24 protein-coding genes and 1 riboswitch are annotated in these 25,404 nt (G+C 37.1%); of the genes, 23 read left to right on the top strand and 1 reads right to left on the bottom strand.

The window, feature by feature from the left end; all coding sequences use genetic code 11:
• The first annotated feature begins 55 nt into the window (after nucleotides 1-55).
• The 9 genes from FFM55_RS04495 (at nucleotide 56) to FFM55_RS04455 (ending at nucleotide 11,660) form a co-directional block, all read left to right on the top strand.
• Nucleotides 56-1,273 (top strand): CCA tRNA nucleotidyltransferase, encoded by a 1,218-nt coding sequence (locus tag FFM55_RS04495; RefSeq protein WP_137600575.1) that lies wholly within the window; start codon nucleotides 56-58, stop codon nucleotides 1,271-1,273.
• 6 nt (nucleotides 1,274-1,279) lie between these two features.
• The gene (locus FFM55_RS04490; RefSeq protein ID WP_137600574.1) at nucleotides 1,280-3,181 is read left to right on the top strand and encodes an ABC-F family ATP-binding cassette domain-containing protein; all 1,902 of its coding nucleotides are present in this window, start codon (nucleotides 1,280-1,282) and stop codon (nucleotides 3,179-3,181) included.
• 1 nt (nucleotide 3,182) lies between these two features.
• Nucleotides 3,183-3,680: a dihydrofolate reductase gene (locus tag FFM55_RS04485; protein ID WP_042493841.1), complete on the top strand. Its 498-nt coding sequence runs from the start codon at nucleotides 3,183-3,185 to the stop codon at nucleotides 3,678-3,680.
• A gap of 97 nt (nucleotides 3,681-3,777) precedes the next feature.
• A complete protein-coding gene (locus FFM55_RS04480) occupies nucleotides 3,778-3,966 on the top strand; it encodes a YjzD family protein (RefSeq protein WP_042493842.1) in 189 nt (62 codons plus the stop codon).
• Between the two features lie 120 nt (nucleotides 3,967-4,086).
• Nucleotides 4,087-7,458, top strand: coding sequence for a DNA polymerase III subunit alpha (locus FFM55_RS04475; protein ID WP_137600573.1), 3,372 nt, complete (start codon nucleotides 4,087-4,089; stop codon nucleotides 7,456-7,458).
• 145 nt (nucleotides 7,459-7,603) lie between these two features.
• The gene (locus FFM55_RS04470; RefSeq protein ID WP_137600572.1) at nucleotides 7,604-9,835 is read left to right on the top strand and encodes a RelA/SpoT family protein; all 2,232 of its coding nucleotides are present in this window, start codon (nucleotides 7,604-7,606) and stop codon (nucleotides 9,833-9,835) included.
• Complete coding sequence (gene dtd / locus FFM55_RS04465) at nucleotides 9,835-10,281, top strand: D-aminoacyl-tRNA deacylase (protein WP_137600571.1); 447 nt, start codon at nucleotides 9,835-9,837, stop codon at nucleotides 10,279-10,281. Before FFM55_RS04470 ends, dtd begins: the two co-directional genes overlap by 1 nt.
• Before the next feature lie 143 nt (nucleotides 10,282-10,424).
• A complete protein-coding gene (locus tag FFM55_RS04460; protein ID WP_002827374.1) occupies nucleotides 10,425-10,601 on the top strand; it encodes a type II toxin-antitoxin system RelB/DinJ family antitoxin in 177 nt (58 codons plus the stop codon).
• Nucleotides 10,602-10,694: 93 nt separating this feature from the next.
• On the top strand, nucleotides 10,695-11,660 hold the full coding sequence (locus FFM55_RS04455; protein WP_042493849.1) for a cation:proton antiporter: 966 nt from the start codon (nucleotides 10,695-10,697) through the stop codon (nucleotides 11,658-11,660).
• Nucleotides 11,661-11,716: 56 nt separating this feature from the next.
• Here the strand turns inward: FFM55_RS04455 and FFM55_RS04450 are convergent, their stop codons facing one another.
• Complete coding sequence (locus FFM55_RS04450; protein ID WP_137600570.1) at nucleotides 11,717-12,268, bottom strand: hypothetical protein; 552 nt, start codon at nucleotides 12,266-12,268, stop codon at nucleotides 11,717-11,719.
• A gap of 244 nt (nucleotides 12,269-12,512) precedes the next feature.
• Between FFM55_RS04450 and FFM55_RS04445 the strand changes: the two genes are divergently transcribed.
• From FFM55_RS04445 to hbs, 14 genes are all read left to right on the top strand, one after another.
• Complete coding sequence (locus FFM55_RS04445; RefSeq protein WP_137600569.1) at nucleotides 12,513-13,385, top strand: CvfB family protein; 873 nt, start codon at nucleotides 12,513-12,515, stop codon at nucleotides 13,383-13,385.
• Between the two features lies 1 nt (nucleotide 13,386).
• Nucleotides 13,387-14,295 carry a site-specific tyrosine recombinase XerD gene (gene xerD / locus FFM55_RS04440; protein ID WP_042493854.1) on the top strand — a complete coding sequence of 303 codons (909 nt, stop codon included), beginning with the start codon at nucleotides 13,387-13,389 and terminating at the stop codon, nucleotides 14,293-14,295.
• Nucleotides 14,296-14,319: 24 nt separating this feature from the next.
• Complete coding sequence (locus FFM55_RS04435; protein ID WP_137600568.1) at nucleotides 14,320-14,685, top strand: reductase; 366 nt, start codon at nucleotides 14,320-14,322, stop codon at nucleotides 14,683-14,685.
• Nucleotides 14,682-15,476 (top strand): segregation and condensation protein A, encoded by a 795-nt coding sequence (locus FFM55_RS04430; protein WP_052348438.1) that lies wholly within the window; start codon nucleotides 14,682-14,684, stop codon nucleotides 15,474-15,476. The genes FFM55_RS04435 and FFM55_RS04430 overlap by 4 nt, the downstream gene beginning before the upstream one ends.
• The gene (scpB, locus tag FFM55_RS04425; RefSeq protein WP_137600567.1) at nucleotides 15,466-16,107 is read left to right on the top strand and encodes an SMC-Scp complex subunit ScpB; all 642 of its coding nucleotides are present in this window, start codon (nucleotides 15,466-15,468) and stop codon (nucleotides 16,105-16,107) included. Before FFM55_RS04430 ends, scpB begins: the two co-directional genes overlap by 11 nt.
• A complete protein-coding gene (locus FFM55_RS04420) occupies nucleotides 16,107-16,874 on the top strand; it encodes a pseudouridine synthase (RefSeq protein WP_137600566.1) in 768 nt (255 codons plus the stop codon). Before scpB ends, FFM55_RS04420 begins: the two co-directional genes overlap by 1 nt.
• A gap of 61 nt (nucleotides 16,875-16,935) precedes the next feature.
• Nucleotides 16,936-17,072, top strand: a riboswitch (FMN riboswitch).
• Between the two features lie 92 nt (nucleotides 17,073-17,164).
• A complete protein-coding gene (locus FFM55_RS04415) occupies nucleotides 17,165-17,743 on the top strand; it encodes an ECF transporter S component (protein ID WP_042493862.1) in 579 nt (192 codons plus the stop codon).
• A gap of 307 nt (nucleotides 17,744-18,050) precedes the next feature.
• On the top strand, nucleotides 18,051-19,106 hold the full coding sequence (locus tag FFM55_RS04410) for a helix-turn-helix domain-containing protein (protein ID WP_240006006.1): 1,056 nt from the start codon (nucleotides 18,051-18,053) through the stop codon (nucleotides 19,104-19,106).
• A gap of 6 nt (nucleotides 19,107-19,112) precedes the next feature.
• On the top strand, nucleotides 19,113-20,555 hold the full coding sequence (locus FFM55_RS04405) for a RecQ family ATP-dependent DNA helicase (RefSeq protein ID WP_137600564.1): 1,443 nt from the start codon (nucleotides 19,113-19,115) through the stop codon (nucleotides 20,553-20,555).
• A gap of 91 nt (nucleotides 20,556-20,646) precedes the next feature.
• Nucleotides 20,647-21,279: a LysM peptidoglycan-binding domain-containing protein gene (locus FFM55_RS04400; RefSeq protein WP_137600563.1), complete on the top strand. Its 633-nt coding sequence runs from the start codon at nucleotides 20,647-20,649 to the stop codon at nucleotides 21,277-21,279.
• A gap of 109 nt (nucleotides 21,280-21,388) precedes the next feature.
• Nucleotides 21,389-22,054 carry a (d)CMP kinase gene (gene cmk / locus FFM55_RS04395; RefSeq protein WP_137600562.1) on the top strand — a complete coding sequence of 222 codons (666 nt, stop codon included), beginning with the start codon at nucleotides 21,389-21,391 and terminating at the stop codon, nucleotides 22,052-22,054.
• Between the two features lie 105 nt (nucleotides 22,055-22,159).
• Complete coding sequence (rpsA, locus tag FFM55_RS04390) at nucleotides 22,160-23,377, top strand: 30S ribosomal protein S1 (protein WP_042493874.1); 1,218 nt, start codon at nucleotides 22,160-22,162, stop codon at nucleotides 23,375-23,377.
• A gap of 152 nt (nucleotides 23,378-23,529) precedes the next feature.
• Nucleotides 23,530-24,840 (top strand): ribosome biogenesis GTPase Der, encoded by a 1,311-nt coding sequence (gene der, locus FFM55_RS04385; protein ID WP_137600561.1) that lies wholly within the window; start codon nucleotides 23,530-23,532, stop codon nucleotides 24,838-24,840.
• Between the two features lie 206 nt (nucleotides 24,841-25,046).
• Nucleotides 25,047-25,322 carry a non-specific DNA-binding protein Hbs gene (gene hbs, locus FFM55_RS04380; RefSeq protein WP_042493879.1) on the top strand — a complete coding sequence of 92 codons (276 nt, stop codon included), beginning with the start codon at nucleotides 25,047-25,049 and terminating at the stop codon, nucleotides 25,320-25,322.
• Nucleotides 25,323-25,404: the final 82 nt, after the last annotated feature.

The raw sequence follows: 25,404 nt of genomic DNA, 5'->3' as shown, positions 1-25,404 counted from the left end.
TTTATAGGACTTGGTCTGTTATACTTAATATAGTAAAAAATTGAGGAGGCTAAATATGAAAATTAATACAATGCCAACAGAGTTTACAGATGCGTTACCCATTTTGGAAACAATTGAAGCTGCTGGGTATGAAGCATATTTTGTCGGTGGCTCAGTGCGAGATACACTATTAAATAAACCAATTCATGATGTTGATATTGCCACTTCGGCTTATCCTGAAGAAATTAAGCGCATTTTTCAACGAACAGTTAATACAGGCATTGATCATGGTACGGTGATGATTTTGGATCATGGTACAGGATATGAGACAACAACTTTTAGAACAGAATCAACCTATACAGATTTTAGGCGTCCAGATGAGGTAACCTTTGTTCGTTCATTGACAGATGACTTAAAGCGACGTGACTTTACTGTGAATGCTTTAGCTTTGACAAAAACAGGCGAAGTAATTGATTTATTTGGCGGTGTTGCAGATTTGAACGAAAAGGTCTTACGAGCAGTTGGAAAAGCTGAAGAACGTTTTCATGAGGATGCTTTACGAATGATGCGTGCAGTTCGTTTCGCAGCACAATTAGACTTTAAAATTGATGATGAAACGCTAGCTGCCATTTCGGCTAATGCAGCTTTGCTAGCTAATATTGCAATTGAACGAATTAATATTGAATTTACAAAACTGATGCAGGGGCCGGCAGCAAGTTATGGGTTAGTTGAACTTATAAAAAGTGGGTTGAACAAGTATATGCCGATGTTGGGTAATAGTGATCGTGATTTAGCAGCACTAGCGCTACTGTTACAACAAGGACAGCCTGTGACTGATAACCAAGCTTGGACATTGCTAGCGTTTGAATTAGGCCTAAATCCTGAGGCAACAGGTCGATTTTTAAAAGCTTGGAAGCAACCAAATGATATGATTCAAATTGCTAAAGCATCTGTGGCAGTTATGAATGATTTGCGAGCTAAAGATGTTGACGATTGGCAACTATATCAAACGAAATCAGCTATCTCAACAACTTTAGCAGTAATCAAACTCAGTGAGTTGCATGTTGATGTCAACAGGTTAGCGGAACGTTATCAAGCTTTACCTATCAAGGATAAAAAAGCATTAGCAATTAACGGTGGTGAATTAGTTAAAGAATTACAGTTAGCCCCTGGACCGTTATTTGGAAAAATTTTAGCTAATTTAGAGTATCAAGTCGTAATGGGACAAGTGTCTAATGACAAAGAAATGTTATTAAGGGCGGCTGTCGAATTTGTACAGAAAGAGAAGAAATAACTTACAATGAAACAATTACGGGCAGTAAACCTGCAAAGTGTTTATGGTGAGAAAACGTTACTTGATCAAGTATCGTTTTTAATTGAAACAGGTGACCGAGTTGGGATTGTTGGTGTCAATGGTACAGGTAAAACAACCTTACTTAATGCCGTTTCTGCTATTACACCAGCTGATGCAGGAACCATTGAAACACCTAATGATTATACGATTGGCTATTTACAACAAGAACCATCTTTAGATGAAGATAAAAAAGTATTAGATGCCGTTTTTAGTGGTGCACAACCAGTATTCCAATTAATTCGTGATTATCAAGCAGCTTTGGGCGCATATTCTCAAAACCCAACTGATGATAAGTTATTGTCACGTTATACAAAACTTGAACAACAAATGACACAACAAGATGCTTGGTTAGCTGAATCTGAAGTTAAAAATATCTTGTCACAATTACATCTACCTAATTTAGACTTACCAATTTCATCGTTGTCTGGTGGGCAACGGAAACGTGTTGGGTTAGCCCAAGTGCTTATTCAAGCACCAGATTTATTGTTATTAGATGAGCCAACTAATCATTTAGATTTTGATTCAATTGCATGGTTAGAAAAATATCTTGCTAATTACAAGGGTGCTGTTATGACCGTAACGCACGATCGTTATTTCCTGGATAATGTGACAAATCGCATTTTTGAATTATCATTTGGTAAATTATATGAATATCATGGTAACTATGAAAAGTATGTGACGGCTAAAGCTGAACGAGTGGCATCTGAAGCAGTCGCTGAACACAAGTCAGCACAACTATATAAAAAAGAGTTAGCGTGGATGCATGCTGGTGCCAAAGCTCGTTCAACTAAACAAAAAGCACGAGAAAATGCCTTTGCTGATTTGGCAGCACAACAAGGTACTCGTAAGGTTGAAGAGGATGTTGCGGTTAATTTAGGGCAAACACGTTTGGGTAAAAAAGTTATCAATATTCAAAATGCTAATTTAGCATTTGATCAGCTTAAAATTTTAGATGATTTTAGTGCCCTAGTGCAGGGAAATGAACGTATTGGTATTACTGGTCCAAATGGCTCAGGTAAATCGACTTTATTGAATGTGATTGCAAAACAGCAACCATTAGATACAGGAATTATCGAAATTGGTGAAACCGTTAAGATGGCATATTACACGCAGATTACCGAACCGATTCCAGATGATAAACGCGTGATTGCCTATTTGAGTGAGGTTGCTGAAGAAGTGATCGATCGGGATGGTAACCATGTATCAGCCGCTGAATTATTAGAACAATTTTTGTTTCCGCCATTTATGCATGGTACGTTAATTCGTCAGTTGTCAGGTGGTGAAAAACGTCGTTTATATCTACTAAAATTATTAATTCAACAACCAAATGTTTTGTTGCTAGATGAACCAACTAACGACTTGGATATTGGGACATTAACTGTTTTAGAAGATTATTTGCAAACATTTACAGGTACAGTGATTACTGTTTCCCACGATCGATATTTTTTGGATAAAGTTGCAGATAAGCTTTGGATATTCAAAGGTGAAGGAGTTGTCGCCAGTTATAATGGTCGATTTAGTGATTATTTAACTGATTATGGTGTACCAACACTTGCCAAAAAAGATGCTAAACCAGCGCCTGTTGTGCCAACGACAACAGCTAAAGCAACAGCACCTAAGAAGAAAAAACTAACATGGTCAGAACAAAAAGAGTGGGAAACCATTGAAGATGAAATGGCATCATTAGAAAATAAAATTAGTGAAATCGAAGTTGACATGACGACTCAAGGAGATGATTTTACGAAATTAGGGGACCTACAAAAAGCACTTGATGAAACGAATGAAACGTTAGAAAATAAAATGTTACGTTGGGAAGAATTATCTGAACGTATAGAAGGTGGGGCTTAATATGGCTGAAAAAAATTTGATTTGGGCGCAAACGCTTGATGGTACAATTGCATTAAATGGGCAAGTGCCATGGCATCAAAAGGCTGATTTACATTTTTTTAAACAAGCAACGATTCATGAAATGGCGTTGATGGGACGCAATACCATGAAAAGTTTGCATGGACGGCCCTTGCCCAATCGCCTAAATGTGGTTTTAACACATGATGAGAAATTAGTAGTGCCTGAGGGATTTCAGAAAGTTTATTCTGCCAAAGAAGCAGAGCAACTGGCAGATAGTCAAGGTCTAAAGCTACAAGTTATTGGTGGCAAGGCAATTTATGATAGCTTTTTAGCCATTGCCGATACGCTATATGTTACTTATTTACAAACAGATTTTTCGGGGGATGTTAAAATGCCATCAGTTGATCAAACTGTTTGGCAATCTGAAATAATTGATGAAGGCCCAGCTGATGATGATAATGATTACGCCTGGCGTTTGGTAAAGTATACACGTTTTTAAAACCAAAAAAATTCATTAATTATTCTGTGACAAACTTAGGGAATGGGCGTAAAATGACCTTGTAAAACATTTTGGCAATACACTAAGGGGTATTGATATGAAGTATATTGTAACGTTTTTTTGGACTTTTGTTTTAGGTGAGATTATTGGTTACATTGGTAGTGCTTTAGAAAGTACAACCTATGATGCAACAGTAACTTCTTTGTTTGCAGTTGTTGTTGGTGTGATTGCCACGATTACTTATGTCGCAATCTCTAAATCAGCTGCACCACATGCAGATAAATAAATTTCATCTTATCGTTTAAGACAAGGAGATCACTGTTGTCAGTGGTCTTTTTTATTTGTAATCGCTATAATGAAAATAAGTTACAATAAATGAATCAAGTGATATAAAAAGGAGGCTATTATGGTACCACTGCAAACCATGACAGCATTTAGTTTGTTGCGGAGCCCGATGACCCCTCAACAATTAGTAAATACGGCAAAAGAAAAAGGTTATCAGGCCGTTGCGATGACTGATGAAAACGTCCTTTATGGTATGTATGATTTTTATCAAGCAGCACAAAACGCAAATATTAAACCTATCTTAGGATTAACAATTAAGATTGTCGGTTTGCAAAATTCACAAGACTATCCACTTGTTTTAATTGTGGCGAATCAAACGGGTTATCATAATCTTTTAACGATTAGTAGCATTATTAATACACAATCAAAAAAAGTTACGCTAGTGGATTTAAAGGATTATTTGGCAGGATTATACGTTATTTTACCTAGTATGGGGGAATTATCGGTTGTATTAGGAACTGAACCTGATCGTGGCGTTTCATTAGTAAAAACTTTAACGAATATTGTTGATAAAAATAATGTGTTTTTAGGCGTTTCAACAACTATGAACACGCAAACACAACAAGCTATTAAAGATATTGCCACCCAAACTAAAACACGTATTGTTGCAAATGATAGTGTCAATTATGCAAATGCGTCGGATCAATTTGCTGCCCAAGCTATTCAAAAATTGGGACAGGGCGAAATTATCACTAACATTGGCTTAGCGCAAAAAGATCCTGCTACCGCTTATTTAAGAGAAGAAGATGACTGGATTAGCACTTATGAGCGTGTTGGTTTAATGCAGGCTGTCGAAAATACAGATTGGATTGCAGCACATAGTGAGTTTGAATTAGAACAGTCAGCTGTTACCGTTCCTCATTTTGAAACACCACAACACCAAACATCAGGTGACTATTTGGCAACTTTAGCTAAAGAAGGTCTAAAAAATCGTTTGCATGACTTGCACGTTGATGCGACAACCTATGAAAAACGATTAAATGAAGAGCTGAAAATTATTAATGAATTAGGGTTTGCTGACTATTTTTTGATTGTGTGGGATGTTTTAAATTATGCCCACAAACATACTATTCGGACTGGACCTGGTCGTGGTTCGGCGGCTGGTTCTTTAGTTGCTTATGCTTTGTGGATTACAGATGTTGATCCGATTGCTTATGATTTATTGTTTGAACGATTTTTGAATCCTGAGCGTCGGCAGATGCCAGATATCGATATTGATATTCCAGATAATCGACGTGAAGAAATATTGACTTATTTACACCAACGATATGGTCATGAACGTATTGCCCAAATTATTACGTTTTCGACAATGGCGCAACGAGCTGTTATTCGTGATGTTGCCCGAGTTTTCGGTTTAAATCCTAGTAAAATTGATAGTTTGGCAAAAACTTTACCACGTGATACCCCTAATTTAAAAGCAGCTTATGAAACATCATTACCGTTTCGTAACGCTTTAATGGATTTACCTGTAGATGGGGAGTTATTATATCAAACAGCATTAAAACTAGAAGGTTTACCACGTAATGCATCGCTACATGCGGCCGGGGTTGTTTTATCGGCCGAGCCATTAGTGAAACATATGCCTGTTCAGCTAGGTGAAGATGGACGTCTTGTAACGCAATTGCCTAAAGGTCCCGTCGAGGCGTTAGGACTTTTGAAAATGGATTTTTTGGCGCTATCTAATTTAAATATTTTAGATATTGCGATTCGAGAAATTCAAAAAATACCTGAATATGAAAATTTCAAAATTACAACAGTTTCGTTAGATGATGAACAAACTTTAAAACTATTTCAAAATGGTTTAACTAATGGTGTTTTCCAATTTGAATCAGGCGGTATGAAAAACATCTTACGTCAAATGCGACCTGATAGTTTTGAAGATATTGTTGCAGCAAATGCTTTGTTTAGACCGGGTCCAATGCAAAATATTTCTCATTTCGTGGCGCGTAAACATCACGAAGAGGCGCAGGATGTTCCTGATCAGAGTATGGCTGATATTTTAGCCCCCACATATGGCATTATTGTGTACCAAGAACAAGTTATGCGGGTTGCTGAAAAGTTTGCCGGTTTTTCATTAGGGGAAGCCGATTTATTACGACGCGCAATGTCTAAAAAAGATCATAAAAAGATTGCTGCTATGAAATCAAAATTCGTTGATGGGGCAATTGCTTTAGCACATGACGAAAAAGTGGCACAACAAGTATTTAGTTATATTGAAACTTTTGCTGAGTATGGTTTTAATCGTTCACATGCAGTGGCGTATTCAAAATTAGCCTTTCAGTTAGCCTATATTAAAGCACATTTTCCAGCAGCCTTTTATAAAGCAGTTTTAAATGATGCAATTGCAGATCGTAAAAAAATTGGTCGGTATATTTCAGAAGCAAAATTACGACAAGTTGTTATTTTACGCCCCAATATAAATGCATCATGGCAAGGTTACAGTACAAATAAACAGGGTCAATTGCAAATGGGGTTAGCTTCAATTAGTGGTTTGCGGCGTGACTTCAGAGAAGCGGTCTTACAAGAACGCCAAGAAAATGGGCGCTTTAAAGATCTGGCTAATTTAATTGGTCGTCTACCTAGTAAATATAGAAACGTTAGCCACCTAGAACCTTTAGTATACGCAGGGGCTTTGGATGATTTTGGCGTTAATCGCAAAACAATTTTAGCGTCACTACAAGGTTATATCGATGCGATTGGATTAGCTGGTGAGTCGATGTCTTTGTTTGAAACTTTAACACCTAAAATGCGGGAAGTTGCAGAGTTTCCATTAACTGAAAAACTAGCATATGAACATGATGTATTAGGTGTGTATCTGAGTGGTCATCCTATTGAACCTTATTTAGCAGCTTTACCTGCGCCGCAACGCACTGACATTGCTAATCTAACAGCGGGTATGAATCATGTGAAAGTTGTTGTTTATATACAAAATGTTAAAAAAATACGTACAAAAAAAGGTGATGCTATGGCATTCGTAGATGGTATTGATTTAACAGGTAATTTGTCAATCACAATTTTTCCGGCTTTGTTTAAAAAGATTAGCCATTTGCTAGTTAATGAACAAGTTCTAGTTGTGACGGGTAAAATTGAACAGCAACGTGGACGGGATGCCTTACAAATGATTGCAAATCAGGTAGCTAATGGGGATGATTTATTAAATACTAAAAAGCAATTACAGCCACAAAAAATGCAGGCTACTGGTCAATGGTATTTACGCATCATGATGGCAGCCCAAGATGCAGGTGTATTAGAAACCTTACCGGCAATTTTTCAACAGCATCTAGGTGCTAATCCAGTGCTAATGGTTTTTGAACGTGATGGTCGTAAAATCGCGTTAAATGAAACTTATTGGTTAGCAGATGATCAAGCAACTATCCAAGCAATTCAGCGTGTTTTAGGTGAGAATAATGTGATTTTTAAACGTAATTCTTAACAAATTATCAAAAAAGTAAACAAGATACAATACAAACACCAATTGAATGGGTTAGAATAGATTAACTATTCAGATTAGTAGGAAGATACAATGCTGCGGGTACTAAATCCCAATCGGCGTGAATCTAAAAATAGAGGATGATTTTATGGCAGAAGCAAAACGGTTAACGGCACAAGACGTGCATGAATTAGTGACAAACTATATGAACGATGAGCATGTCAAAAAAGTTGATAAAGCTTATCAACTTGCTGCACATTTACATGAAGAACAACGGCGTAAATCTGGTGAACCTTATATTATTCATCCTATTCAAGTAGCTGGTATTTTGGCTGAATTGCATATGGACCCGGATACAGTGGTGGCTGGATATTTACATGATGTTGTTGAAGATACGACAGCAACATTGGCAGACGTTGAAAGCGCATTTGGACATGATGTTGCGGTAATTGTTGATGGTGTTTCGAAATTATCAAAAATTAAATATAAATCATCACGTGAACAACTCGCTGAAAATCATCGTAAGTTATTGTTGGCTATGTCGCATGATATTCGCGTGATTATTGTTAAACTGGCTGATCGTTTGCATAACATGCGAACACTTTCTGCTTTACTTGAAGAAAAACAAAAACGCATTGCTTCTGAAACTTTGGAAATCTACGCACCATTAGCTGATCGTCTTGGAATTATGACGATTAAATGGGAATTAGAAGATATGGCATTACGTTATTTGAATTTTGAAGCCTACCATGAAATTGCTAAGTCAATGAATTTACGTCGACAAGAACGTTTGGCAATTGTTGATCAGGCTGTAGATGAAATCGAACATGCTATTACAGACTTGAAATTGAAACATACAGACGTATACGGTCGACCTAAGCACATTTATTCAATTTATCGTAAAATGGTAGATAAGAATAAGCGTTTTGAAGAAATTTATGATTTATTGGCGATTCGTGTATTAGTTGATACGATTCCAGAAACGTATGCCGTATTAGGTGCCATTCATGCTCGCTGGACACCAATGCCAGGCCGTTTTAAAGACTATATTGCCTTGCCAAAAGCAAATGGCTATCAATCTTTGCATACTTCAGTAATTGGGCCAGGAGGTCGTCCGTTAGAGGTACAAATTCGAACATACCAGATGCATGAAATCGCAGAGTTTGGTATTGCAGCGCATTGGGCTTATAAAGAAGGTAACTTTGCTGGTGCAGACGTCCAAAACGCAGATCAACAAAAGTTAAATATGATTCAAGGTATTTTAGAGTTGCAAGACGATGCACAAGATGCGGATGATTTTATGGAATCTGTTAAAGGAGACTTGTTTACAGATCGTATTTTTGTTTTCACACCTAAAGGCGATGTGATTGAAATGCCAAAGACAGCTGGCCCATTGGATATGGCTTATACAATTCATACCAATGTGGGCAATCACACGGTTGGTGCGAAGGTTAATGACCGCATGGTACCATTGGATTTCCCCATTAAAACAGGGGACATCGTTGAAATTTTAACTTCACCAAATGCGCAACCAAACCGTGATTGGCTATCAATGGTTTCAACACGACGTGCTCGTAATAAAATTAAGCAATATTTCCGTAAACAAGATCGAGAAGATAATGTTGAAGCAGGTAAAATGATGCTAGCAACTGCTTTAGAAGAAGAAGGTTATAATGTTGAAGAACTCATGCAACCCGAAAACGAAGAACGGGCTGCAGAAAAACTACATTATCTAGCTGTTGATGATATGTATGCGTCACTCGGATTTGGCGATATAAAGCCACAAGGTGTAGCAAATCGTTTTACCGAAGAAAAACGTGCTGAAATTGAAGCTGCTCGACAAGAGGCAGAGCAAAAGGCAATTTTAGAGCAACATCAAACAATTGAAAAAGCTGTCAAAAATAATAAAACACATACTCATCGTGAAGATCGTATTGTCATTCAAGGTGTAGATAATATGTTGGTTCGGTTGGGTCACTGTTGTACCCCAGTTCCTGGGGATGAAGTTGTGGGTTACGTTACAAAAGGACGCGGTGTCTCTGTCCACCGACTAGGGTGTCCTAACCTTAAGGCGGCGACAGTTCAAGGTAATCGTTTAGTTGATGTTACTTGGGATGATCCTCAAGGAAACAATAAGACTGAATATGATGCAGATTTACAAATTTCGGCAACTAATCGTAATAAGTTATTAAATGATGTTATTCGCATGATTAATAACACAACGCGTTCCCTTAATTTTGTTAATGGTCGGACTGATCATAATAATGATGTGCGTATTTCAGTTAGCGTCGGGGTGAAGAGTTTAACGCAATTAGAATCTATTATGGTTAACATTCGTAATATTAAAGATGTATATGAAGTAAAGCGAGCATTTAAGTAATGAGAGTAGTACTACAAAGAGTAAAATCAGCTGATGTATCTATTGAGAACAAAGTTGTTGGTCAAATTGATGCTGGCTATGTACTGTTGGTAGCAATTAGTGATAATGATACTGAAGATGAATTAGATTATTTAGTTAGAAAAATTACCAAGTTAAGAGTTTTTGAAGACACTATCGGCAAAATGAACTTGTCTATTGAGGATATTTCAGGACAAATTTTGTCAATTTCGCAATTTACGTTATATGCAGATACAAAAAAAGGTAATCGACCTAGTTTTACAAAAGCTGGGCAACCTGATTTTGCCAATAAAATGTATCAACTATTTAATGAAAAATTACGCGATACTGGTTTAACTGTTGCCACAGGCGAATTTGGGGCAGATATGCAAGTTCAATTAATAAATGATGGACCAGTTACGATTATCTTTGATACTGAAAATAAGTAATTCGTTTTAAATTTACTATCAAATGTTAGCCAATTTGCATAAAAAATAAAAGTATTTGATTTATATTTAAGGTACTTGTAAAGTGTGCTGTGATATAATAATCCATATACTAATTGAACAACAATTGTGAAGGGGGGAGCGATATGGCAGAAAAGTTAATTCAATTGCGTGTTGAGGATAATGTCAAAGACAAGGCAGATGAAATTTTTAAGTCACAAGGTTTAACTACGCAGACAGCAATCAAGATTTTCTTGACGCAAGTTGCAAATACTGGTGAATCACCTTTTAGCAATTTGTTCTCACGTAATTTATCAAAGTAAAATAAATAAGATTCGGTTGGGCGTATGCTTCAAGTTCCTGGGTGGGTAACCAGTTAGGGACTTGTTGTGTACGTTTTTTTTGGAGGTTTTTTTATGATATTGTTAGGGCAACTTATTATCTTAATTATAATTACGCTTATATTGGGGCAAATAAGTAAAAAATTAGGATTTGCACAGGTGGTCGGACAATTATTTGCAGGAGTTATTGTTGGACCTGCACTACTTAATTGGGTCACTACCGGGGCAACACTAGATTCGTTATCAGAAATTGGTGTGTTGTTATTAATGTTTACGGCTGGTTTATCAACTGATATGGGGCAGTTGAAACGGCATTTAAAAGGTGCATCATTAACTGCTATATGGGGTGTTATTGTGCCTTTGATTTTATTTGTAGTTATTGCAATTATATTAGGTTATGATTTTCATATTGCTGTTTTTTGGGGTATCGTCTTTGCAGCAACCTCAATATCAATTACAATCAGTGTGCTAGGTGAATCGGGACAATTAGGGTCACAAGTGGGGGTTGTTGTATTAGGTGCAGCAGTTTTGGATGATATCATCGCATTGTTGTTAGTGGGAGTCTACGTACTAGTTTTTGGGGGAGAAGGATTAGGTATTTCAACACTACTACCAATTATCGTATTTTTGTTTGGTGCTGTCCTAAATAGAATGGTAGATACAACAAAGATGGCTCACGTAGTTGATGTATTTGGTGAATGGACACTGTATCCAATTTTCTTTGGTTCGATTGGCTTACATATTTCTCTAGCAGGTTTACAGGATAGTTGGCCGTTGATTATTATTCTTACAGTATTGGCAGTTGGCACAAAATATTATGGGGCGCAATGGGGCGCGCGTATGGCCCAACTAGATAAACCAACAGCTCGTGCAATCGGTGCGGGGATGGTGTCACGCGGTGAAATGGCATTAGTTATTGCACAAATTGGGTTACAAGCAAACATTGTTGCTGAGAATATTTTTGGGGATATGGTTATTGTCATTATTATATCAACGATTATTGCACCGCTACTATTGCGACCACTATTAAAAAAGTTATAAAAAAAAGATCAAAACCACTAAAGTGGTTTTGATCTTTTTAAATATACTATCGTCCTTTATAGTGGATCAATGTCATAACGCTTAGCACGTAGTTCGTGTTTTTGCGCCTTTGTTGGCTTATATAAGAATTCAAAATATGCTGCACGCCAATCATCAAATGATGTTGCTAGATTAATGATTTCTTCGGGTAATTCTTGGCGAGGCACACGATTTGCATCAGGATGGGAAGCAAAGTATTCCTGCAACCAATTGTCAATTTTAGCATGCCCAGCATTCTCAGCTTCAACATTGAACCAATTTGTTGGTTCTGTATGAATTAATTGATCGTCAACATCAAATAGTTCCATCGTACCATGAACTTTAAAGGGACGAATTAAGGCTACATCTGGATTGAATTTCCAAACAAAATTACCGGGTGCTGTTTCTTCAACATCTTCCAATTGAACAATTGCCCCAGCCATATTAGATGGTAGACCAGCTTGCTTCAAGGCATATGATGTGACGACTAAATCACCACGGTGGTCAGTGCCAAAGGGATATACAACCCCAATTTTAGCACCAACAAGGATATCGATTAGGACTTGTGGCTCCATACCAATTGCTTTCATAATAATACTCACTTTCAACTTAATATAAACTATTCTAGCAGAAAAGAAGCTATTTTTAATACCTTATTACATAGATTGTAGTTTACATATACCATATCTCGGATATATCTGTTAAGATAATTAGATATAGTGAACAAGATTACTGGCGCTATTAGGCTGGTTAATAAGCACCTTTACCAGTGCCGTGGCATCGGACGACTTGTAGAACAATGAGATGCAACTGACGTAAAAGGATGGAGAAAAAATGACACATAAACTTGGTGATGTGATTACAGCAAAGGTAACTGACGAGAATGATCGTTATTACTATGCACAGATTGATGGTGACACCTATGAAATTGCTAAAGAAGAATTAGAAAAGCCCCTAAATATTGGTGGACTAATTACAGGATTTGCCTACGAAAATGATAAGCATCAATTACAAATAACAAAGCAATTACCAGCGGTTCGCTTAGGTCATTTTGCTTGGGGAACAGTCACGGATATTCGTCGTGATTTAGGTGTATTCGTGGATATTGGTTTGCCAAATAAAGATGTTGTCGTTTCATTAGACGAACTACCAACAATCAAAGAGTTATGGCCACAGCGTGGTGATAAATTAATGATTACGTTGCGTATCGATAAAAAAGATCGTTTATGGGGTGAGTTAGCAGCGCCTGAAATACTACAGGCTATTCGAATTCCGGCTAAGCCAGACATGCATAACAAGCAAGTTCAAGCAACAGCTTACCGTTTAAAAATGGTTGGAACGATGGTAATAACAGCAGATTATAATTTTGGCTTTATTCATCCAGACGAACGTCAACGTGAACCTCGGTTAGGTGAGGTCTTGTCAGCAAGAGTTATTGGTGTTCGTCCTGATGGTGTTTTGAACTTATCACTACGACCACGGGCTTATGAAGCTATTCCCGAAGATGCCCAAATGTTACTAACACTACTTGAACGATCAACAACACATAGTTTACCATTTACTGATAAGTCTGATCCAAAAGCAATTAAAAAATACTTTGGCATGTCTAAATCACAATTTAAGCGCGCTGTTGGTCGCTTATATAAAGAGCGTCGTATTACACAAAATGAAGCAGGTATTTATTTGGTAGAAAGTGAAGGCGAGTAATATGAAGCCTCAGGTAGGACCATTTGAAGATGAACTGGTTGACTACCTTCACTATTTAACTGTTGAGCGTGGTTTGTCAATTAATACCAAATACTCGTATCAACAAGATTTGGTACAGTTTTTTCAGTATTTAATGGCCGAAAACTATACAAGTTTAGCAAATGTCGATCGCTTTACGATTATGGCTTTTTTAGGTCAACTTGAACAAAAAGGTAAATCACGTAATACGGTTATTCGGATGGTATCGACCCTGCGTAAATTCTTTGAATTTTTACAATTGAATAAAATGATTCAAAATAATCCAATGGAACAAGTGGATTCACCTAAAAAAGCGCAACATATTCCAGCAGTTTTAACGCTGGAAGAAGTTGAGACGCTTTTACAGGTGCCAGACACTAATACGCCTTTAGGTCTCAGAAACCGCACCATTTTAGAAGTGATGTATGCGACTGGATTGCGTGTTAGCGAATTAGTTAATTTAAAACTTGATAATTTACATTTAGATTTAGGCTTGATTCAAACAATTGGAAAAGGAGATAAAGAACGAATTATCCCCATTGGTGATGTAGCCGCTAAGTGGCTAACACACTATCTTAATGATGCACGGCCGCTGTTAGGTAAGCAACAAGATGCACATGTGATTTTTTTAAATGATCATGGTCATCAATTAACACGTCAAGGCATTTGGAAGTTGATTAAACAATGGGTCAAGCAGGCAGGTATTACTAAAGAAGTATCACCGCATACGTTGCGTCATTCGTTTGCAACACATATTTTAGAAAATGGGGCTGATTTACGCATTGTCCAAGAATTATTGGGACATGCTGACATTTCAACCACGCAAATTTATACCCATATTTCTAACAAACGATTAACTGAAGTTTATCAAAGAGCACATCCTCGTGCATAAATTAAATTTAATTGGAGGGTAAATATGCTAGTCATCGTACGTAAAGATCAATCAAAAATCGTGATGGGATTATTATCTTATAGTCCAGATTTAGCCGATATAGCGGCTGTACAACGGGAATATGATTGGTACCAATCCGATGATAGCCGTGATATTTTATTGTGGCGTGATGAAGAAACACATCATTTTACAGTTTTATTAGGTGTGGCGCGGGTTTATAATTCGCTGGTTATTCGGCATATTGTCTTTAGCCCAGAAGTGTTAGATAGACAAAAGCGAACGTTGGGAAAACGTATTTATAAGGCACTGCAAGCGCAATACCCAGATAAAGTTTTGATGGGATCTATTACAACGCAAAAATACGTGATGGCGTGGCAAAACGAGTCATGAACGAAAAATTAACTTATCATATTGAAGATTTTGATGGTCCACTAGACTTGCTATTACATTTAATTCGAGTTAATGAAATGGATATTATGGACATTCCAATTGTTGCCATAACATCACAATATTTAGATTTTTTACATCAAGCACAAGAACGTAATTTAGATGTTGCAGGTGAATTTTTAGTGATGGCTGCTACGCTTATGTCAATTAAGGCAAGTTATTTATTACCTAAAAATGATGTTTTTGAATACGATGAAGAATTATCCGAATTTATAACGGATACTGTTGATCCAAGAGATGAGTTAATGACGCAGTTACAGGAATATCAACGGTTTGTCCAGGCTGCTGATGAATTGCGTAACCGTGAAGAAGAACGACAACTCCAATTTTCTAGGGCACCAATGACATTGCCAGCTGATATTAAAGGGGCGCCATTACCTGATGGGTTAACAATTAATGATTTACAATCAGCGTTTAACAAATTAGTAAAACGTCGTTTTCATAAACAAATACAACCACGGTCTGTACAAAACGATACTTGGTCGATTCAAAAGCAAATGACTAAATTAATGGCGAAGCTGACGACACAATCAGTGGTTAGTTTTGAAGCATTGTTCGTAGATGATGTTAGTAAAGACGAAGTGGTAACTACTTTTATGGCGATGCTAGAATTGGTAAGCCATCAACATATTCAAGTTAAACAAAATAAATTATTTGCCAATATTGATATTATGCGTGGCGATGTACCATATCATCAAATTAATAGGGAGGAGGATCAGGCGAATGCAAAATAGCTTACAGCAAATAGAAGGATTATTATTTGTTGCAGGAGATGAGGGCGTTACTTTGGCTGAATTATCAGCTGCAACTAATTTTTTAAAGCCAGCAGTCTCAGGTTTGTTAGATGAATTGGCAATTAAATATGCTGAAGATAAGAGCAGTGCTTTTGAAATTTTAGTTACGGATGATCATTATCAATTAGTCACGAAATCGTCTTTATCTAAAACGATTCATCAGTACTTAACAGCACCGTTAACAACAGCGCTATCACAGGCATCGTTGGAAGTTTTGGCTATTATTGCGTACAAACAACCAGTAACTAGAATTGAAGTTGATGAAATTCGTGGTGTGCAGTCGCAATCAACGATTCAAAAGTTATTGTTACGTGATTTGGTTACAAGTAAAGGTCGTGCCAATGAACCTGGTCGTCCTATTTTATATGGTACAACAGCTTACTTTTTAAATTATTTTGGACTAACGAACATTGACCAGTTACCACCATTAGTGACAGCGCAAGCACTCGAAAACTTAAAAAATCAGCAAGATGTTGTTGTGCCATTGATACCAACTGAAAATAAACAATCTTTATTTGATGTGACAATTGCAGACTTAACTAAAGAATCAGAAAATAACGAGGAAAAATAATGGCAGAACGATTACAAAAAGTAATGGCCCAAGCAGGGGTAGCATCACGTCGAGCATCAGAAAAGTTGATTACTGATGGTCAAGTGACTGTAAATGGCAAACTCGTAACCGAATTGGGAACAAAGGTTGAAGCTAGTGATCAAATTGAAGTTAATGGGACACCAATTGATTCTAAAGAGAAATTAGTATACTTTTTGCTAGATAAGCCACGTGGCGTTGTGACAACTAATTCTGATGATAAAGGTCGTCAAACTGTTATGGATATTCTGGATGAGCCAGAGCGGGTTTATCCTGTTGGACGTTTGGATTATGATACGACTGGTGCGTTATTACTAACAAATGATGGTGAACTAGCTAATAAGTTAATGCACCCTAAGTATCGAATTGACAAAGTTTATGTGGCGAAGGTTAAAGGTATTCCCACTAATGAACAATTAGAACAATTACGTCATGGTGTTACGGTAAAGACGGTTCAAAATGGTCGCCATCATATTTTTAAAGCAGCACCAGCTCGAGCAGAAATTTTATCAACAGATAAGAAAAAGCATACATCAATTGTGCGGCTAACGATTCATGAAGGTCGTTATCACCAAGTTAAGGAAATGATGCGTACAGTTGGCCATGAGGTAATCAAATTAACACGTGAACGTTATGGTATGTTAGATTTGTCTGGCTTGACACCGGGTGAATACCGACCATTAACACACGAAGAGGTACAACTTTTGCAATCAGGACGTCAGTTCCGTAAGTCAGCCGGTCGTTGGTAAAATAAAGGTTAAGCAGCTATTGACTTTATATTATTGAAATTCTATAATAATATCATTAACTTAATATCTTCAGGGCAGGGTGTAATTCCCGACCGGCGGTGATTTTGTTTTATAACAAAAAGTCCGCGACCCACGTTATGTGGTTGATATGGTGCAAATCCATAACCGACAGTAAAGTCTGGTATGCAGAAGAAACTAATGAATTGACTGATAAAGTCGGTTTTATTTGTGTCGCCCTGGCATGGATAGAACCGGCTTTTTATTATCAGTGTTGGAGGATTTTAGGAGTTATGAATAAGACACGTCGTTTAACAATTGTGGCATTACTGTCTGCTATTTCATTTGTATTAATGATTTTTCCACAATTTCCAATTTTACCTGGCGCAAGTTTTTTAAAAATTGATTTTTCAATTGTGCCAGTGTTACTAGGGGCATTGTTATTAGGCTTAAAGCAAGGATATTTAATTTTGATTTTACGATCAGTTTTAAAATTATTGCTTAATAATGAGGGACCAGGTGATTTAATTGGAATACCAATGAATATCGTTGGTATGGCGATGCTTATTACGATTATTGTTGTTGTAATGAATAAAAAGCAGGTAACGAAAGGCAGCTTTGCAATGGGTGGTCTATTAGGAACAATTGGTTTAACCATTAGTATGGTTATTCTAAACTATATTTATGCCGTACCGCTTTATGCCGTATTTGCAAATTTTGATATTAAGGCAACGATTGGTATGGGGCAATACCTACTTTGGATGGTTGTACCATTTAATTTGATTGAGGGACTTATCTTGAGTACTGTATCTGCATTAGTCTTTTTCTCAATTCGCCATGTTTTGGCACGTATGCATTCACAGTTAAATTAATTAATGTAAACAATATGGCATAAGGTAAAGCTACCTTGTACATATGCTTAGGGTTGTTAATCCTACCGTATTAAAACGGTTAGATTAATAATCCTTTTTATTTGTTTAAAAATGCTAATATAAATAATTATTTTCATGAAGACAATGTGATATGCTTGGTGCTATGTTATAGCATAATATGATAGTGAGAAAACATTTTTAGGGAATTGTTTTTTCGATTTTTTGATTTTAGATGTAGAATTTAAGATATAAATATTTTTAAAACATTAAAATAGATTGATGATCATCATGGAAGGTGGATCAACGGGTGGTAAATGAATTTTTAATAACACTTTTTTCATCTGTACAAGCGCGTCGAAAACGTGTTATTTTTGGCTTGTTAAAGCGTCGTTTAACGGTATCAACCGAGTATTGGGGATTGCGTTACAATTTATTAACGTACGTGGGGTTGTTTCCACATTTAGATCAGCATATTTTTGATCAACAAATTGCACAATTTGTAGAACAGGCACTTTTAATTGAAATAGGTACAGATACAAATCAATTTTTATTAACAGACAAAGGGCAGGCTGCTAAACAAGCGTACCAAGCAAAACATTATCAAATACAGTATATGATAATTGCAACACAACCATTATCAAATGTGCGTGATTTTCAACAAGCTTTTTGGCTAGCTAATCAAGTCATTTCAGAAAGTGCTTATCAAAATAAACGCTACTATCCATTGCAAGTTGATTTACAGACAAAAAATTTAGTCAAACGTTGGTATCGAAAAGTATATCAAAACGATATTATCAGCGAATGGGTGACTGGTATAACTGAATTTTTAAAACAGTTACCCCCGATAACAGCAAACCAATTAGCTGCAACATGGGTTGGTCATCAAACGCCAGGACTTAATTTAGAACAACTTGGTTTACCAACAGTGTGGACAGCCATAGATTTTTATTTATGGGAACTTGATTTATTTGCTTACTGGCAACAGTTTTTAAGTCAAAAACAAGATAATAAACAAGCATTAGTGACATTATGGCAGCTAACACAATGCCAAACGTTTTTGTCGCCTGGCATTCAAACGACTGTACAACAAGTGTGCCAAGGAGTTTCAATGACTACTATTAGTCAACAACGGCACTTAAAGATTGGCACTGTGCGGGAACATTTATTGACAGCAGCAATTCGTTTGCCCAAACAGAATTTCCCGTATGATTTATTCTTAACGAGGGATGTTGTTGCATATTTACAGAATCATTTGGATGGCAGTATTGATGAATGGCGATTTACTGATGTTCGTACTTCGGATGATCCGTTAGAATTCTTTTTGTTTCGCCTTTATGAAATTTATTTGACAAAAAAGAGGTGAGCGGGCATGACACAAATTAATTTAAAACAAGTTTTACAAAAACAGTTTGGCTTTGAAAATTTTAAAACTGGTCAAGAAGAAATTTTAACGGCTTTGATGGCACAACAATCAACGTTGGCAGTTTTACCAACAGGTGGTGGTAAAACGTTAATTTATCAAATGATGGGTGCACTACGTCCAGGATTAGTTGTGATTGTGACCCCTTTATTATCGCTAATGCAAGATCAAGTTGCTCGTTTAAATTATTTAGGGGAGAAGCAAGTTGTAGCGCTAAATTCTAATTTAACATTTCAAGAGAAACAGTCTATTTTAAACAATTTAGCACGCTACCATTTTATCTTTGTTTCACCAGAAACACTGAATCAAGAGGCTGTGAAAATAGCTTTACAACGGACCATGATTAATTTAATGGTAATTGATGAGGCGCATACAATGGTGACCTGGGGCCAAGATTTTCGGCCTGATTATCTAGCGTTACCACAAATTCATATACAATTAAATGAACCGCAATTATTGTTATTAACGGCAACTGCGACGCCCAATATGATGCAAGAAATCGTAGCCAGTTTTAATCCAACAGCCAAAAATTGGTTTATCTATCAACAACCAGTTGATCGACCTAATATTTTTTTACACAATGAACAATTAGCTAACGAAGCAATAAAAAAGCAACGGTTAAAAACTTTGGTTCAAACAACCCAAGGACCAGGAATTGTTTATTTTACATCTAGAAAATTAGCAACAAGTATGGCGGAATGGTTGTCAGATGAGACTGGCTTAAATGTGGTGGCTTACCATGCTGGAATGGACGCAATTTCCCGTTATCGTGTGCAACAACAATTCATGCAAGGGGATATTGATGTTATTACAGCTACGTCAGCATTTGGTATGGGAATTGATAAAGAAGATGTTCGTTTTGTTATTCATTATCATTTGAGCAATGATTTAGCGAATTATTTGCAAGAAATTGGCCGTGCTGGTCGTGATGGTAAACAATCTGTGGCCATTTTATTATATGTTGTAGGTGATGAATCGATCCAATTTAACTTGATTGACCAGTCAATCCCGAGTGAATCTACCGTCAAAGCTTACTTGGATCGGGATGAAAAAACGCAAATAACAGAAGAACAGATTAAATTACTGACAGAATATCGTCACCAAGGTTTGTCGACGACTAGTATTGTTGAATTATTCGCCAATCGCAAAAAACTGCGACAAAATAAATTGCAGCATATGATAGATTATGCGCAAGCAAAAACACAGTTACGTAATAGTATTAGTCAATATTTTGGCAATGATACGAAGCACTTGTCACAAGATACAGAAAGTGTGGGTGTGACAGCGTGGCAGCCAGAACAACTAAATTTAGCACGTCAAGAAATAAATGGCCATATAACAAAGGTGTCAGAGTGGTCGCAACAGTTGAAAAAACTATTTAATTTACAGTAAAGATTTGGTGTGACACTAACTGTTTTTTAGAATGTTAGTGTATGGTATAATATAGTGAAAAATAAAGGTAAAGTAAGGAGAGTCACTAATCATGACCGAAAAGAAGAATGAAGAACAGCCATGGGAGGCATCTTTCAAAGATGAAACGACTAAGCAGTATTCAAGAACACAAAATCGACGTAAGTCGCAACGTGTTAGCATGGTTGTCGGAATTTTGGTACTGATTGTGATTGTTTTGTCTTTTGTGCCTGTTTATAAATATTTACAGGAATTAAACAAGCCTGCCGATGCTACTACAAATACTGAATTACCGGTTGCATCATCTAAGAAAACAACAACATCAACCAAAAAAGTAACTGATACGGCAAAATCAGAATCAAAAGCTAAAGTGGCAGCATCTAAATCATCAGTGGCAGCATCTAAATCAGAAAAGGCTGCTGAAAAGAAAGCAGCGGCAGCAAAAGAATCATCAGAAAAAGCAGCAGCGCAAGCTTCATCTGAGGCAGCATCTTCTGAAGCAGCGGCTTCATCTGAGGCAGCTGCATCATCAGAGGCGGCGGCATCTTCTGAAGAAGAAGCCAAGACAGTACCGTTTGATTCGGGAACCTTGTACAGTTTTGCAGTGGCTAATGGGACAACGCCTGAAGAATTATATGCCATGAACCCTGGCTTGAATGCAAGTAACTATGCCACTTTTTATGGTAAGGGGCTAAAAGTAAAATAAGTTTGTGAACGTCTGACATTTGTTAGACGTTTTTTTATATACCCCCTAGTGTTTCTTAGTAATTAAGCGTAAAATAGTATGAATAATAGATTGAATGAGGATGTAAAGCATGAACCCAATTCAGATTGCAATTGATGGACCAGCATCTGCTGGCAAATCAACGATTGCTAAAATTTTAGCAACCGATTTAAATTTTGTATATGTAGATACAGGTGCAATGTATCGTGTTGTTACGCTTGCTGCGATGCGAAAAAACATCGTATTACAAGATGAAGCAGCAGTGGCAGCAGTGCTACCAAATATTAATATTTCGTTTAAACCTGGTAATCCAGTGCAACGAGTATTTTTAAATGATGAGGAAGTAACAGCAGAAATTCGTTCAGTAGACGTTACGGCGAATGTTTCAGTTGTATCTGCTTATGCTGCAGTTCGTCAGGCCATGACTGATTTACAGCGTGATATTGCAGCTGGTGGTGGCGTTGTTATGGACGGCCGTGATATTGGGACAACAGTCTTACCAAATGCAGCAGTTAAAATCTTTTTAATTGCTTCTGTTCATGAAAGAGCTGTCCGTCGTTTTAAAGAAAATCAAGCTAAGGGTATGGATACAACCTTAGAAGATTTGGAAGCGGCAATTGAAAAAAGGGATTATTTAGATTCACACCGTGAAATTTCACCTTTGAAAAAGGCAACTGATGCTATTGAATTGGACACAACGGGTCTGTCGATTGCAGAAGTTGTTGATAGTGTGAAACGCATTATTGCAACTAAATAATAAAATGAATCATAACATTGAAAAAAATGTAAAAAAGCACTAGCAAAATATAGCAATATTAGGTATAATGCTATTAGAGTCGTGTGACCAGGAGGATATATTGTAATGAACGAAGAGAACAACGAGCTATTGGCAGCTCTTGACAGCGTAGCTGAAGTTAAAGTTGGCGATGTAGTTAAGGGTGAAGTCTTGGCAATTGATGATAATCGTCAAGTTATCGTAGGTATTGAAGGTGCCGGTGTTGAAGGTGTAATTCCTTTGCGCGAATTGACAACTGACCGCGATGCGGACGTGAATGACCTTGTCAAGGTTGGAGACGTGTTGGATTTGGTAGTAGTTTCTACTATCGGTTCTGACAAGGAAGGTGGATCATACCTATTGTCAAAGCGTCGACTAGAAGCTCGTCGTGCTTGGGAAGAAATCGCAAGCAAGCACAGTGTTGATGACATTGTGGAAGCACCAGTAACGCAAGCCGTTAAAGGTGGTTTGGTTGTTGATGTTGAAGGTGTACGTGGATTCGTACCAGCTTCAATGATTGAGAACCGTTTCGTGCAAGATTTGAACCAATACAAGGGTCAAACTATCCGTGCAAAGATTATTGAAATCAATGCAGCAGATAGCCGTTTGATCTTGTCACGTCGTGATGTGTTGAACGAAGAGCGCTCAGCTGCTTTGGCACGCGTCTTTGACGAACTATCAGTTGGGGATGTTATTGAAGGTAAAGTTGCTCGTATGACTAACTTCGGTGCATTCGTTGACCTTGGTGGTGTTGATGGTTTGGTTCACGTTTCTGAAATCTCACACGAACGCGTTTCACAACCTTCAGACGTTTTGTCAGTTGGTGAAGAAGTTAAGGTTAAGGTTTTGGGATTGGATCCAGAACGTGAGCGTATTTCATTGTCAATTAAGGCAACGCAACCAGGTCCTTGGGATGCAGCAGCACAACAAGCTCCAGAAGGTACAGTTCTAGAAGGAACTGTTAAGCGTGTCGTTGACTTTGGTGCTTTCGTTGAAGTCTTTCCAGGTGTTGAAGGTTTGGTTCACGTTTCACAAATCTCACACAAGCACATCGCTAACCCTAGTGATGTTTTGACAGCTGGTGATAAGGTTCAAGTTAAGGTTTTGGATGTTAATCCAGAACGTCAACGTTTATCATTGTCAATTAAGGCATTGGAGGAAGCACCTGCACGTGAGGAAAATGATCGTCCTCGTCGCGCACGTCGCCCACGCCAATCAGCTCCAACTAACTACTCAACTTCAGAAGAAGAAGGTTCAGCAACGTTGGGTGATGCCTTTGGTGACATCTTTAAAGATTTTAACTAAGCATTAAAATAGTTTCAAACAGTTAGAGGCTGAGACATACATTGTCTCAGCCTCTAATTTTTGTTTCAAATTAATCCATGTTAAGATTAGATATACTAAATATGAAGTAAAACAAATTACAATAATATTTGTAATTTAGAAAAGAGGCTAATATGGGATTTCCTGTTGTGGCGGTTGTTGGTCGTCCAAATGTTGGTAAGTCAACAATATTTAACCGTATTGCGGGTGATCGAATTTCAATTGTGGAGGATACACCAGGTGTAACACGTGATCGTATCTATACACGTGCTGAATGGTTAACACATGAATTTCGATTAATTGATACAGGTGGAATTGACATGGGTGATGAACCTTTCATGTCACAAATAGTACAACAAGCTGAAATTGCAATTGATGAAGCTGATGTTATTATTTTTATGGTGTCAGCACGTGAAGGATTAACGGAAGCTGATGAACGTGTTGCAAAAATTTTGTATCGTTCAAAAAAGCCAGTTGTTCTAGCAGTTAACAAAGTTGATAATATTGAATTACGTTCTGAAATTTATGAGTTTTATGCATTAGGTTTTGGTGATCCGTACCCTATTTCAGGTGCGCATGGAACTGGTTTAGGTGACTTACTGGATAAAGTTGTTGATAATTTTCCTGACGTTGAAGCCCAAGAAGAAGACGATGCTGTTCGTTTTTCATTTATTGGACGTCCAAATGTTGGTAAGTCATCGTTGGTTAATGCCATGCTAGGAGAAGAGCGTGTAATTGTTTCTGATATATCAGGAACCACACGTGATGCAATCGATACGCGCTTTACTTCTGCTGAAGGTGATGAGTTTGTAATGGTTGATACAGCAGGTATTCGTAAGCGTGGTAAAGTATACGAATCTACTGAAAAGTACTCAGTTATGCGTGCTATGCGTGCCATTGATGATTCAAACATTGTATTAATGGTTTTGAATGCCGAAGAAGGAATTCGTGATCAAGATAAGCACGTTGCTGGTTATGCACACGAAGCCGGTCGTGCGGTTATTATTGTCGTTAATAAGTGGGATACGCTTGAAAAAGATAATCACACGATGGCAGACTTTGAAAATCAAATTAGACAAGAATTCCAATATTTGTCATATGCACCAATTATTTTTGTATCAGCATTGACTAAACAACGCCTTAATAAGCTACCAGAATTAATTAAGAAAGTGAATGAAAATCATCAAAAGCGTATTCAATCAGCAACATTGAATGATGTGATTATGGATGCTTTGGCATTGAACCCAACATCAACTGTTAATGGTAAGCGATTACGTGTATACTATGCCACACAAGTTGCTATTCAACCACCAACATTTGTTGTGTTTGTCAATGAACCTGAATTGATGCATTTCTCATATGAGCGTTTCTTAGAGAACCAAATTCGTAAGTCATTTGACTTTACGGGTACGCCAATTCACTTAATCAAAAGAGCACGAAAATAAAAATAACCTTAATATTCAACAGAATATGATTATTTTTAGCTAAATGTTTAAAAAAATATGAAAAAGCCTATTATATCAACGTTTTAAGACATTTTTTACTTGTAAGATAGTGCTAACTATGATATTCTAAATATCGAAATCTAATTACAGATTCAATCTGAAATTATTGACATTCAGTCAATATAACTATGCAGGAGGAAATTAAAATGGCTAACAAGCAAGAATTAGTAACTGATGTTGCAACAGCAACTGGTTTGACAAAGAAGGATGCAACTGCTGCAGTTGATGCAGTATTTGCTTCAATCCAAGATACTTTGGCAAAGGGTGAAAAAGTTCAATTAATTGGCTTTGGTAACTTTGAAGTACGTTCTCGTGCAGCTCGTAAGGGTCGCAACCCACAAACTGGTGAGGAAATTGAGATCGCTGCATCAAAGATTCCTGCATTCAAGCCTGGTAAGGCTTTGAAGGATGCTATCAAGTAAGCATCATGAAAAAGAAGTTGTGTTTACGCATAACTTCTTTTTTTTGTATACTTTTTTACAAGTGTAACCAGATGAATATGTT

It is taken from the genome of Weissella sagaensis, from assembly GCF_005405285.1.
Lineage (GTDB): Bacteria > Bacillota > Bacilli > Lactobacillales > Lactobacillaceae > Weissella > Weissella sagaensis.
The sequence above is the reverse complement of the archived record's forward strand: the minus strand, read 5'-3'. Positions and strand labels throughout refer to the sequence as shown.

Coding starts and splice junctions, on each gene's coding strand:
- scpB (WP_137600567.1), top strand. CDS start 15,466: ATGCAAAATAGCTTACAGCAAATAGAAGGATTATTATTTGTTGCAGGA.
- cmk (WP_137600562.1), top strand. CDS start 21,389: ATGAACCCAATTCAGATTGCAATTGATGGACCAGCATCTGCTGGCAAA.
- FFM55_RS04460 (WP_002827374.1), top strand. CDS start 10,425: ATGGCAGAAAAGTTAATTCAATTGCGTGTTGAGGATAATGTCAAAGAC.
- xerD (WP_042493854.1), top strand. CDS start 13,387: ATGAAGCCTCAGGTAGGACCATTTGAAGATGAACTGGTTGACTACCTT.
- FFM55_RS04420 (WP_137600566.1), top strand. CDS start 16,107: ATGGCAGAACGATTACAAAAAGTAATGGCCCAAGCAGGGGTAGCATCA.
- FFM55_RS04450 (WP_137600570.1), bottom strand. CDS start 12,268: ATGAAAGCAATTGGTATGGAGCCACAAGTCCTAATCGATATCCTTGTT.
- FFM55_RS04415 (WP_042493862.1), top strand. CDS start 17,165: ATGAATAAGACACGTCGTTTAACAATTGTGGCATTACTGTCTGCTATT.
- der (WP_137600561.1), top strand. CDS start 23,530: ATGGGATTTCCTGTTGTGGCGGTTGTTGGTCGTCCAAATGTTGGTAAG.
- FFM55_RS04495 (WP_137600575.1), top strand. CDS start 56: ATGAAAATTAATACAATGCCAACAGAGTTTACAGATGCGTTACCCATT.
- FFM55_RS04475 (WP_137600573.1), top strand. CDS start 4,087: ATGGTACCACTGCAAACCATGACAGCATTTAGTTTGTTGCGGAGCCCG.
- FFM55_RS04455 (WP_042493849.1), top strand. CDS start 10,695: ATGATATTGTTAGGGCAACTTATTATCTTAATTATAATTACGCTTATA.
- hbs (WP_042493879.1), top strand. CDS start 25,047: ATGGCTAACAAGCAAGAATTAGTAACTGATGTTGCAACAGCAACTGGT.
- rpsA (WP_042493874.1), top strand. CDS start 22,160: ATGAACGAAGAGAACAACGAGCTATTGGCAGCTCTTGACAGCGTAGCT.
- FFM55_RS04485 (WP_042493841.1), top strand. CDS start 3,183: ATGGCTGAAAAAAATTTGATTTGGGCGCAAACGCTTGATGGTACAATT.
- FFM55_RS04470 (WP_137600572.1), top strand. CDS start 7,604: ATGGCAGAAGCAAAACGGTTAACGGCACAAGACGTGCATGAATTAGTG.
- FFM55_RS04405 (WP_137600564.1), top strand. CDS start 19,113: ATGACACAAATTAATTTAAAACAAGTTTTACAAAAACAGTTTGGCTTT.
- FFM55_RS04430 (WP_052348438.1), top strand. CDS start 14,682: ATGAACGAAAAATTAACTTATCATATTGAAGATTTTGATGGTCCACTA.
- FFM55_RS04400 (WP_137600563.1), top strand. CDS start 20,647: ATGACCGAAAAGAAGAATGAAGAACAGCCATGGGAGGCATCTTTCAAA.
- FFM55_RS04480 (WP_042493842.1), top strand. CDS start 3,778: ATGAAGTATATTGTAACGTTTTTTTGGACTTTTGTTTTAGGTGAGATT.
- FFM55_RS04435 (WP_137600568.1), top strand. CDS start 14,320: ATGCTAGTCATCGTACGTAAAGATCAATCAAAAATCGTGATGGGATTA.
- FFM55_RS04490 (WP_137600574.1), top strand. CDS start 1,280: ATGAAACAATTACGGGCAGTAAACCTGCAAAGTGTTTATGGTGAGAAA.
- FFM55_RS04445 (WP_137600569.1), top strand. CDS start 12,513: ATGACACATAAACTTGGTGATGTGATTACAGCAAAGGTAACTGACGAG.
- dtd (WP_137600571.1), top strand. CDS start 9,835: ATGAGAGTAGTACTACAAAGAGTAAAATCAGCTGATGTATCTATTGAG.